This is a genomic window from Methylobacterium segetis, assembly GCF_004348265.1.
GTDB classification, from domain to species: Bacteria; Pseudomonadota; Alphaproteobacteria; order Rhizobiales; family Beijerinckiaceae; genus Methylobacterium; species Methylobacterium segetis.
Genome location: NZ_SMNT01000144.1, coordinates 1 through 9,695, shown reverse-complemented (window position 1 = coordinate 9,695; position 9,695 = coordinate 1). Strand labels below are relative to the sequence as shown.

At 65.6% G+C, this 9,695-nt stretch carries 10 protein-coding genes and 2 pseudogenes; 4 read left to right on the top strand and 8 right to left on the bottom strand.

What is annotated here, in order from left to right:
- On the top strand, nucleotides 1-618 hold a 618-nt coding region (gene minD / locus E1J50_RS24345), incomplete at its 5' end, for a septum site-determining protein MinD (protein WP_132256574.1).
- The gene (minE, locus tag E1J50_RS24340; RefSeq protein WP_132256572.1) at nucleotides 615-881 is read left to right on the top strand and encodes a cell division topological specificity factor MinE; all 267 of its coding nucleotides are present in this window, start codon (nucleotides 615-617) and stop codon (nucleotides 879-881) included. The genes minD and minE, both read left to right, overlap by 4 nt.
- A 273-nt stretch (nucleotides 882-1,154) precedes the next feature.
- On the opposite strand, the gene E1J50_RS24335 is transcribed toward minE, so the two are convergent.
- The 3 genes from E1J50_RS24335 to E1J50_RS24325 all read right to left on the bottom strand — a co-directional run bounded on the left by E1J50_RS24335 (nucleotide 1,155) and on the right by E1J50_RS24325 (nucleotide 3,228).
- Nucleotides 1,155-1,412, bottom strand: a complete 258-nt coding sequence (locus tag E1J50_RS24335; protein WP_132256570.1) for a DUF6489 family protein — start codon at nucleotides 1,410-1,412, stop codon at nucleotides 1,155-1,157.
- 62 nt (nucleotides 1,413-1,474) lie between these two features.
- Complete coding sequence (locus E1J50_RS24330; RefSeq protein WP_132256568.1) at nucleotides 1,475-2,734, bottom strand: extracellular catalytic domain type 1 short-chain-length polyhydroxyalkanoate depolymerase; 1,260 nt, start codon at nucleotides 2,732-2,734, stop codon at nucleotides 1,475-1,477.
- Nucleotides 2,735-2,808: 74 nt separating this feature from the next.
- Nucleotides 2,809-3,228 carry a CopG family transcriptional regulator gene (locus E1J50_RS24325; RefSeq protein WP_132256566.1) on the bottom strand — a complete coding sequence of 140 codons (420 nt, stop codon included), beginning with the start codon at nucleotides 3,226-3,228 and terminating at the stop codon, nucleotides 2,809-2,811.
- Between the two features lie 213 nt (nucleotides 3,229-3,441).
- On the opposite strand from E1J50_RS24325, the gene E1J50_RS24320 reads away from it, so the two are divergent.
- Both E1J50_RS24320 and E1J50_RS24315 read left to right on the top strand, forming a co-directional pair.
- Nucleotides 3,442-3,711, top strand: coding sequence for a hypothetical protein (locus E1J50_RS24320; RefSeq protein ID WP_132256564.1), 270 nt, complete (start codon nucleotides 3,442-3,444; stop codon nucleotides 3,709-3,711).
- A 33-nt stretch (nucleotides 3,712-3,744) separates the two neighbouring features.
- Nucleotides 3,745-3,930: pseudogene (locus tag E1J50_RS24315) on the top strand (ATP-binding protein); the annotation flags it as partial.
- A gap of 278 nt (nucleotides 3,931-4,208) precedes the next feature.
- Here E1J50_RS24315 and E1J50_RS24310 read toward each other — a convergent pair.
- From E1J50_RS24310 to E1J50_RS24290, 5 genes and pseudogenes are all read right to left on the bottom strand, one after another.
- The gene (locus E1J50_RS24310) at nucleotides 4,209-6,425 is read right to left on the bottom strand and encodes a hypothetical protein (RefSeq protein ID WP_132256562.1); all 2,217 of its coding nucleotides are present in this window, start codon (nucleotides 6,423-6,425) and stop codon (nucleotides 4,209-4,211) included.
- Between the two features lie 165 nt (nucleotides 6,426-6,590).
- Nucleotides 6,591-7,709: a pyridoxal phosphate-dependent aminotransferase gene (locus E1J50_RS24305; RefSeq protein ID WP_132256559.1), complete on the bottom strand. Its 1,119-nt coding sequence runs from the start codon at nucleotides 7,707-7,709 to the stop codon at nucleotides 6,591-6,593.
- Complete coding sequence (locus E1J50_RS24300; RefSeq protein ID WP_132256557.1) at nucleotides 7,706-8,395, bottom strand: glycosyltransferase; 690 nt, start codon at nucleotides 8,393-8,395, stop codon at nucleotides 7,706-7,708. Before E1J50_RS24300 ends, E1J50_RS24305 begins: the two co-directional genes overlap by 4 nt.
- Nucleotides 8,392-9,447 carry a radical SAM/SPASM domain-containing protein gene (locus tag E1J50_RS24295; RefSeq protein ID WP_132256554.1) on the bottom strand — a complete coding sequence of 352 codons (1,056 nt, stop codon included), beginning with the start codon at nucleotides 9,445-9,447 and terminating at the stop codon, nucleotides 8,392-8,394. Before E1J50_RS24295 ends, E1J50_RS24300 begins: the two co-directional genes overlap by 4 nt.
- Nucleotides 9,447-9,695: pseudogene (locus E1J50_RS24290) on the bottom strand (hypothetical protein); the annotation flags it as partial. The pseudogene E1J50_RS24290 and the gene E1J50_RS24295, both read right to left, overlap by 1 nt.

Here is a 9,695-nt window from a genome sequence, read left to right as displayed (position 1 = left end):
GACGCCAAGCTGCCGCAGGCGCTGATCCGCGACAAGCGGCTCGACTGCCTCTCGCTGCTGCCGGCCTCCCAGACCCGGGACAAGGACGCGCTCACCGACGCGGGCGTCGCCCGGGTCATGGAGGAGCTGCGCGAGAAGTTCGACTGGGTGATCTGCGACTCGCCCGCCGGCATCGAGCGCGGCGCGACGCTGGCCATGCGCCACGCGGACGTGGCCGTGGTGGTGACGAACCCCGAGGTCTCCTCGGTGCGCGACTCCGACCGCATCATCGGCCTGCTCGACTCGAAGACGGTCAAGGCCGAGAAGGGCGAGACCATCGACAAGCACCTCATCCTGACCCGCTACGACCCCACCCGGGCCGACCGCGGCGACATGCTGAAGGTGGACGACGTGCTCGAGATCCTCTCGATCCCGCTGCTCGCCATCATCCCGGAGAGCGAGGAGGTGCTGCGCGCCTCGAACGTCGGCTGCCCGGTCACCCTCAACAACCCGCTCTCGGCCCCGGCCCGCGCCTACACCGACGCGGTCCGCCGCCTGAACGGCGAGACCGTGCCGATGAGCGTGCCCAGCGAGCGCAAGTCCTTCCTCGGCAAGATCTTCACACGGAGGGCGGCATGAGCCTACTCAGCCTTCTCGCAATGCGTAGAACCGCTCCCGTAGCTCGGGAACGGCTTCAGCTCATCATCGCGCATGAACGCGCAGAGGTTGGGCAGTCGCACCTTGTTGAAATCCTGCGCGAGGAAATCCTCGCCGTCATCGCCAAGCATGTCGCGATCGAGCGTGACAAAGTGCAAATCCGCGTTGATCAGCGGCAGGAGGTTTCGAGGCTCGATCTCGATATCGAGCTTCCAACCCGCTTACATGACAAGAAAGCGGCCTAGCTAAGCCACTTCGAAGTTCATGTGATCTGCGTCCATTCCGGTAGCGTGGGCTGAACCATCCCACGCATCGGTCAGCCCCTCGGTCCCACCACGCTCGGAGATGGTGCCAGGCCGATCGGGTGTCCAGCAAGCTTCTGCCCTAGCAAGCGCTCGGGCACTGAGTCGTCCTTCCGCTCGCAGGTAGAGCGGCGATCATCCCTGCCTGACGTCCAGCGCCTAAACCGTTTTCTCTTCCCGGAGGCGCTGGTCTGATACGGCCAAATTCATGGCGCCTCATTTCGGCGGTGCCATACCTCCATCGAAGCCCTGCTGAAACATGCGGGCAAACGCCTGCTGCATCTGATCTGACCCCTGAGGGGCTGCCAAGAGCCAACTCTTCAGGAGAGCGTCAGGCGAGAACCGTTCCATCTCGGCCATCATCCGCTTTTCCATCTCAGCCAGCATCGCAGCTTGCACCGGCTTTACGTCGGGCAAGCCGGGAAATAATCGCGCCTCTTCGGGCGTGCAGTCGATGTTCATGGTTACCTTCATCGCCCTGATAAGCTCCAATTCCGACCGATGCGGAATGCGCACATGCTGCCCAGACCGCCAACTCAGTGACGCGTGTCAGCGGGTGTGATCGTGGGCGCGAGGAAGAAGCGCAGCATTTCTCGGCTGGCATCGGGACCACGTGGTTCCGTGTAGGAGCCGGCCGTGCTGCCGCCGGACCAGGCGTGGCCGGCACCGTGCAATAGCCACTGCTCAAGGACTTCGCGCCCAGTTTCGTCGGCTTGGACCGTCCTTGTATAGGCGATCCCGCCCGGGGACCTCCCGGAGGTTGTCGTCCGGGTCAACGCGGCAGCCGGCGTGGCCTGGGCGATCACCTGATCACCGTTGATCGGTTTGACCGTGTTATCGCTGTCACCGTGGAAGACGATGGTCCGCACCATGGATCCGTTTCCTCTTGCCCGGCCGGTCCCGCCTCCGCTCATGGCAGCAAAGGCCGATGGCATGTCCCTGGCCGCACCGCAGGCCAGCCCGGAATGAATGCCGGCCGCGGCGAACAGATCCGGATAGGTCACGGCCATGATGGCAGCCGCGGCGCCGCCCGCCGAGAGACCGGCGACATAAACGCGGGCCCGGTCGGCTGAAAATTCCTCGACAACGGCAAGCGTGATACCGGCAATCAGCGACGGCTCGCCTCCCTCACGCCGCTGGTCATTCGCATTGAACCAGTTCCAGCACTTTTGCATGTTGGCTGATTGTGGCTGGCGTGGATACACGACAAGGAAGGTCTGCTCCTCGGCCAACTCATTCATCCGTGTGCCGGCAGCGAAATCATCTGGGTTCTGGGTGCAACCGTGCAGCATGACCACGACCGGAAGAGCCTGCCCCGTGTGGCCGCTCGGAACGAACACCTTGTAGGTGCGGCTGCCCGCATCATTGGAGAAGGTCCGCTCCTCGAAGCGAGCCCCATCCGGCACGGGAAGCGGTGCCTGCCGTTTAGATCCGAGGCCCTCGCCGAGGCCAGGCAGCGAGCCCGGTTCGGCAAGGCGTCCGTGGAATCCAGACATGGTCTCGGAAAGATTGCGGATCTTGGCGACCCACTCGCGAGGCTTGGAGGCGCCTGAAGACGAGGCCGGCGATTGACCCGCTTCCGTCCAAGCGCCGTTTGGGAACGCGGGCGTGACCATATCGATCATCGGCCCTGCGCGCTCTGTGCTCCAGGCTGCCTGACGCGCCTGTTGGCCCTGATCATCGTGGGTTGAGCCCGGGCCCTCACGGCCTTGAAGGAGTGCGATCGCCTCCGCGAGTTTGCCGGCTCGGGTGAGACGGGTCACCTCGCTCATGTCGATCTTGCTGAACGCGCTCATGGTCATGATCCTTCGTTCGCCCCAGCAGAGGCTGCCGTGCGGGTGGTCTTGCGGTGGGATGACGAGTCTGAAGTTCAGGCTGTCCGGTCGGCGAGAGCGGCTTTCACTGCCGAACTCGCCTGAAAGGCACCGAGAACTTCGACCGAGCGGATGGCCGCCCGGGCAAGTTCGGGGGTGACATCGTCTGCGATGCTCGCGAGCCCGATGACTTGAATTTGAAGCGGCGCTCCGGAATCCCGGGCCGCCTCGAGATCACGCTTGGTAAAGTGCGATAGGCCAAGGCTGAGTTGCCTGCGTGCCATTGACTGGCGCACGGCATCTTCCTGCCGCTCGAGCTGGTTTCGCACAGCCGTGCGGATGAAGTCGGAGCGGTTGGCGTAGAAGCCGTCGCGCACCATGAGGTCTATGCGGCCGAGATCGACAAAGCCTAGATTGACCGTGATTTTCTCGCTGTCGGCACCCTTCGACCGCAGCTCATGAATGTTGCTTGCCATCTCTGAAACACCTGACGCCATCCCGCTGGATGTTCAGGAGATGGTGATTGGAGGGTGAGGTACAAGGCTTGCCGAAAATGTTTTGCTCATGAAGGCGCCGGGGGCCTCAGGCGGAGTGCAGCCATTTGGGAGCCGATGCGTTGACAGGCATCTCAGCCGGCTCGCTTGCGAGCTACAGCTGAAAGCAAACGCAACGAGCTGAAAGGATCTTTCATGAAGAGCGCACTCCTGACTGCAACATTTCTTCTTTCTGCTTTCGCCGTCACCGGGCCTGCTTGCGCGCAAGGCACAGTGCGGGGTGCAGAACGTGGTGTCGAGGACGGCAACCGCGCAGCTGGGCCAGTTGGCGGGGTGGTCGGCGGAGCCGTGGGCGCAGCAACAGGCACTGTTGGTGGTGTGCTCGGCGTTGATCCCGAGCCGCGCAGAGAGCGCATCGAGCGGCGCGAGGAGCGCACGACCGTCCGCGAACGTCGCGACCGCTAAGCAACACTCGCCCGGTTGCCTGAGCGGCCGGGCATCTTCCATCTGATCAGCCGGCTCTACGAGCGCGCCTCGATGATCGTGACCACCAACTTGCCCTTTGCCGAATGGCCCAGTGTGTTCGGCGACGCGAAGATGACGGCCTTGCTCGACCGTCTGACGCATCACTGCGATATCTTGGAGACGGGCGACGTCAGCTGGCGGCTGAAGACCCGCGGCTGAGAGGCAGCCTTCTCGGCGCGTCGCCGGATCGCTGCGTGGGCCCCTTTTAAGGTTCTTCCGCAGGTTCGGTGCTGAGCGCTTTGCGGCGCGTTGATCCTCGGAGTGGCAGAGGGTGCGCGCGATGCGGATCTCGAACCCGTCGTGCCCTCGGTTCCGGAAGGTGTGCAGGTCGACGAGCTTGTGCTGGATGCCGACGGGCTGACGATCACAGCCAGGGCTATCGCAGCCCCCGGTTTCACGGCGGTCGCAGATGTCCGAGCCCCGATATCCGTGACAGCTTAGGGCCTGACATCGGAGCTTTGGACGCCCGGAACTCCCATCGTGTCGATCATCTGCGGAGTGGACTCCGTGATGTCGTCCAGCACGAGCTGGTTCATTGCGCAGATGAAGGACGAGAGACGGTAGCCGTCGTGGCGCGAGAGCGCATTGTCGAAGGCCCGCATGTTCCAGAAGGGGTCGTTGGCGAGAGTAATCGGCGCGATGCCAGTCAGGTGGAGCCCGTGAACGAAACGCGCGGCCGGCTTCGCGAAACTCGGTCCCGCGGGATCGGCCAGGGCAAGATCCTCACTGTCCCAGAACTGTCCGTGATGGTCCTGCTTCCGCAACCGCGCCCGCGTGAGCCAGCCGTCCGAACGCGGGCAGTCGATCGACGCGTCGGCCAGGGTCGCGTAAGCGTGGTGGCGCTCCCGCCCCGTGTCGTGCAAGCCGAGCAGTTCGTGAGTCGTACCGAAAGGTGCCGCCGAGGGCTGCGTATCCGCGAGGACACCGGCCGCCGGCCGCGGCGGATCGAGGTTGCCGATCGTATGCGACTCCTCGCGGAGACTGACTTGAAACGGGAAGGTCTCGGCAATCACCGCCAGCGCGCGCAGCGGCAGCGTCAGGAGCGCCTCGAGAGCCGCGGCGGCCCTCGGCGGCGTGCACGTCATCCCTCGGGGCTGACGGCCCTCGAAACGGGCAGCGACGCGGTCTAGGAAGCCGCCCGCAGGGCGAAAATCCAGCTTGAAAGTCGGAAACAGATCGTGCGTCGCCCAATCATAGTCGACGCCGGAATGGAACATGGCGTCGGTGCTCGCAAGCCGCTGCCGGATGCGCTGCCGTGCGGCTTGGTACCCGTCGTCGATGTCGAGGCCGATCCAGGCGCAATCACCTGGCCGCAGCCCGCCCGCCGGGAAGGCGAGCGCAGCCGTTACCGATATCATCACGGGGCGCTGCTCGGGTGGGAAGAAGCCGGTGTCACGAACAATCTCGGCGGCTAGTGTGTTCTCGTCGGCGCGGAGCGCGATGCGCTCCCAGACCGCGCGCTGGACCGTCGTCCACTTACTCGCTTCGGAGGCTGGATTGATCAGCACGACGAGATTGCCGAGCACGGGCGGCAGCGTCTTGCCAAAGGCGTGACGGCGCACCGCTTTCAGCACGTCGTCCTTGAGGCCGGTGGCGAGCATGTTGCCGCCGAGACTGTGCCCGGCGACGATCAAGCGATTGTTGCGCTGGCTGCCATCCGGGCGCGGAGTGGCCAGCACCGATTCGATGGACCGCAGGGCCGAGATCGCCGCGGGCGCAATCGCTTCGCTGACCGGTTTTCGATCGAACAGGGTAGCGGCCGCTGAAACGTCGCCGAGAAAGCCCCCGATTGCGTCGCCGAATAGATCCCGCAAACCCTGCTCGTCGACCCGTGCGCCGCGCCAGCCGACGTAGATGGCCGTGACCTTGGTCTCGCACGCCCTCGGGTCGGTGGGGCAGCGCTGCTGCAGGAAGCGGGCGACATGCGCCGCATAGAGGCGCAGGTCGGCGACGTTGCCGTCGCCGATGCGAGCGTCGTGGCGCCAGCCATGGACGAATACGAGGACGTAGTTCGCTCCACTCGAGAGGTGCTGTTTGAGCGCGTCGAGCTGCGTGATCACCGGCCTGATGCCGGCCGCGGCTCTCCCGCTCGCGCGCATCTGGCTCTCCATCGCGTGGCGTAGCATCGCGCTTGTGTTGGCCACGTCACTGCCGCCGCTGCGGGACACGAGGGCGTAGGGCTCACCGTCTTCTTGGAATTCCAGGAACCCCAGCGTGTAGTCGAGCGGCTTGCCGTCCGGGCGCTCCGCGGTGACGATGTGGCGTTGCAGGGCGCAGCGGAAGCGCGTTCGCCAGCGCGGATCGCTGGCGGCAGCGGCGTTCTCGTCATTGCTGGCATCGATCCATCCACCGTCATCGACGAGGTCGGTTCCAGCGAGCGGCCGGCGCCCGGTATCCGCCAGGACGGTCCAGCCTCGGGCGAGCCCGTCGCTGCATTCGGGGACGGCGGGGTCGAGATCGCGGTAGGCCCGTGCCTTCGGCGTCGACAGGACCACGTAATTCACGAACAGGGCGCCGAGGACGAGTAGGGTGGCGCCGACCAGGGTCGCGAAGGCGGCGTGCAGGATACGCGTGTACCCACGCCAGAACTTGGCGAGCCACGTTCGTTTTGGCTCGGCTGTGAAGTGCTGGTCAGCCTTCTGGTGCGAGTCCACGGAAACAGTGCCCTGCCCAAGTTTTCCAGCAACGCTTGCCAGTTCAGGGAAACGATTGAGTAGCCTCAGCCGAGGCACATGCAAGCTGGCTGTGCCTACGATGCCGATCTCGTCCGCAAGGGGACGAGCTTCGCCTGACCTTGTATTCCAACGATGCCTCGAAATTCAGCGCCCGCACTCGGCGAGGTACGAATCCAGGGCCTCCAGGGCCGGCGCGACGCTGGCATGGCCCAAGCTGATACGAAGGCGGTCGGCCGGGAGCCGCGCAAGCGGCGAGTGCCACAGAGTCGAGGGCAACACGAGCAGGCCACCGCGGCACGCAAGGTCGACGGCAAAGGCTTCGGCGTCGACGCCGCGGTAGCGCGGGAAGGCGAAGGCGAGGTTGCGCTCTCCGTCCGGGTCGAACAGCGCGGCATGCCGCGCGAGAAGCGCGTCGAGGAGGATCCGGTTGCGGCGCCCGATGTCGCGCGTCCGCGCAACGATCCAGTGCCGATTTCGGAGCGCTATGTGCGCCAGAACCTCGCTCGCTGAGGATAGGCAACTCGACAGTCCGCTCTTAATAACGAGGGTGCGGGCGAGCAGATCCCGTTCCCGGCAGGCAATCCAGCCGACGCGCAGACCTGGCAGGCCAAAGCCTTTCGACAATCCGTCGATGGAGACGCCGCGCTCGTAGGCGTCCGCAATGGGCGGCAAACATTCCACATCAGTCTCGCGGTAGACTTCGTCATTGACGAGCCAGAGGCCGTGGCGCCGGCAGAGTGACACGAGGGCGTCGCGCGCGGCAGTTTGGAGAGATGCGCCGGTTGGGCTGTTCGGAATGTTGGTCAGAATGAGCTTGGTGTTCGGGCGCAGGACGGCCGCGAGCCGGTCGATGTCCAGAGACCATGCGCCGTCGTCGCTCAGCGCCACACCGGTCGCGGCGCAGACGGTGGTCACAGCCGTCTCGGTTGGCCCGTAGAGGGGCAACACCATCACGGCATGGTCATTCGGTCCCAAGACGGCGCGCAACAGGCAGCTCATGGATTCCTGGGCACCCGCACAGCACAGCACGTCGTCGGCCGTGAGACCGCGGTATCGCTGCGCGATAGCCGCGCGCAGCCAGGGAGCACCTTGGGGATGGGCGTAGCCGAGGTCGAGGGCCTCCCAACGGCGCCGGTCCTCCGCGTCGGCGGCGGCAAGCAGCCAGGAGAGGGGCAGAGGCTCGGAATGCGAGGCGGCAAGGTCGTGCCGGACGAGAGGGCTCCAGCGCGCCAAGAAGGCTGCGAGCGCGAAGGCCTCGCTCATGGCTGAGGTGTTGGTCCGGCAGCGACGCGCAGGAATGTCGCCATCATCTGACTGCCAGCCCGCAGCGTGCCGAACAGCGATCCGGCTACCTTGGAGGTGCCGCCCGCGCGGCGCCGGTAGGGCAGCGGGATTTCGGCAATCCGCAAGCCGACGCGAGCAGCCTGCATCTGCATCTCGATGTTCCAGCCATAGGTCATCTCACGCAGTTGAAGCCGCGCCAGGGCGTCGCGGTCGATCGCCCGGAAGGCACACATGTCGGAGTAGCGGACCCCGTAGAGCGCTCCGATGCTGTAGCCTGCAAGCCGCCCTGCGAGCACTTGGTGCCAGAGCATCGCGCCTGGTTCGCGCACGCCGCGCGTCCGCGAAGCCAGGACAAAATCCCGCTCACCCCTGAGCACCGGACCCGCCACTTCCGCGACAAGGTCCCCGCGGTCGGCTCCGTCGCCATCAAGGAAGACAAGGACATGGTTCTCCGGCCGCGCAGCCGCCGCGCCTGACGCACAGGCGCGGCCATAGCCGCGCCCGGCCGCGATCATTCGCGCGCCCGCGGCAACAGCGGCGGCCGGCGTACCGTCGCTGCTGCCACCATCTGCCACGATCAGATCTCCCGCATAGGCAGGAGGAATGCCGCGCAGCACGGCGCCGATCGTCTCGACCTCATTCAGGGTCGGAATGATGACGCTCACAGGCTCCATCGCAGGCCACAATTCCGGCAGGGAGCGGGGGGCGCGTCCGAGAGGAGCGCGGCGCGGAAGTCGCGGTAGGCGGTGCCGTTCCAGATCTCGCGCAGGGAAGCCTGGGTCGCATCGCCGAGTGTGTAGTGGCTGTATCCGCGCACCGAGAACGGCGCGATGCAACAGGGCAGCGCCCGCCCGTGAGCGGTGAAGTACATCAGCGACCACGGGCGGCGGCAGGTCGCCCAGGGTTGCTCGTCGGCCTGCCGCTTGAGGCTGAGGCCTGGTTCGGTCGCCCCGGAGGCGTCGAGGACGACGCCGAGATCCGCCCCGATCGCCCGCGCGGCCTCAATCGCTGCGCGTTCCTCAGCCTGCGTGTTCTCGAACAGCGAGTGATCTGCCCGGGCAAGACCATACCCGACCTCGTCGAAGACGAGGCGCTGCAGATGCACCTCGTGCACGCCCATCTCCGCTGCGAGCCGCACGAAGGCCGGCAGTTGCTCGATGGTCTCCTTCAGGCCGGTGAGCCAAAGTGAGACCTTCGGCACGACGGCCTCGATCCTCCTCTGATAGGCGACGAACTGGCCCACATCGCGGACGATCCGGTCGAAGAAGTCCTTGCCGCGCACCCGCAAGTATGAGGCGCGGTCCGCAGCGTCGAGCGACACACGTAGCTCGTCGAGCCCAGTGTCGATCAGTTCCTGGAAGCGCTTGGGCTGCATGAGCGTGCCGTTCGTATTGAACAGCACGTAGATGCCCCGCCTCTTCAGGTAGCGGATCATCCGCGGCAGCGACTTCACCAGCATCGGCTCGCCGACACCGTGAAGCACCACGCGAGCCACGTTCGGCACCTGATCGACGATCCGGGTGAACAACTCCCAGCTCATGTCGGCGGGGGGTTCCAGCGTTTCAAAAGTGCGGGGACACGTCTCGCAGAGCAGATTGCAACGGTTCGTCACCTCCAGGTAGAGGCAGATCGGAAGCACTTCGGACCTTGCTGAGCGCTGTGCGCCGATCCCCTCGAAGTAGCGTCGCGGGTCCTTGAGCGTGGCGGATATCGACATCAGGACGCTCCTCGTGGACTGACCGCGATGGGAACGGACTGGTCGCGCAGGCCGGCGCGCAACGCGAGGGCAAGAGCCGGGACGAAGACGAGGCTTGGCCAGGCAAAGCGCTCGTTGAACGGGTCGATGTAGAAGAGGACGGGGGCCGCGGAGAGCCAGATCACCGCTGGGCTCGGGGACACCGTCGCAGGCAGCGCGAGCCACGCGTAGTACCAAGCGTAGTGCGGGCTCGCCGCGACAGTCGCGCA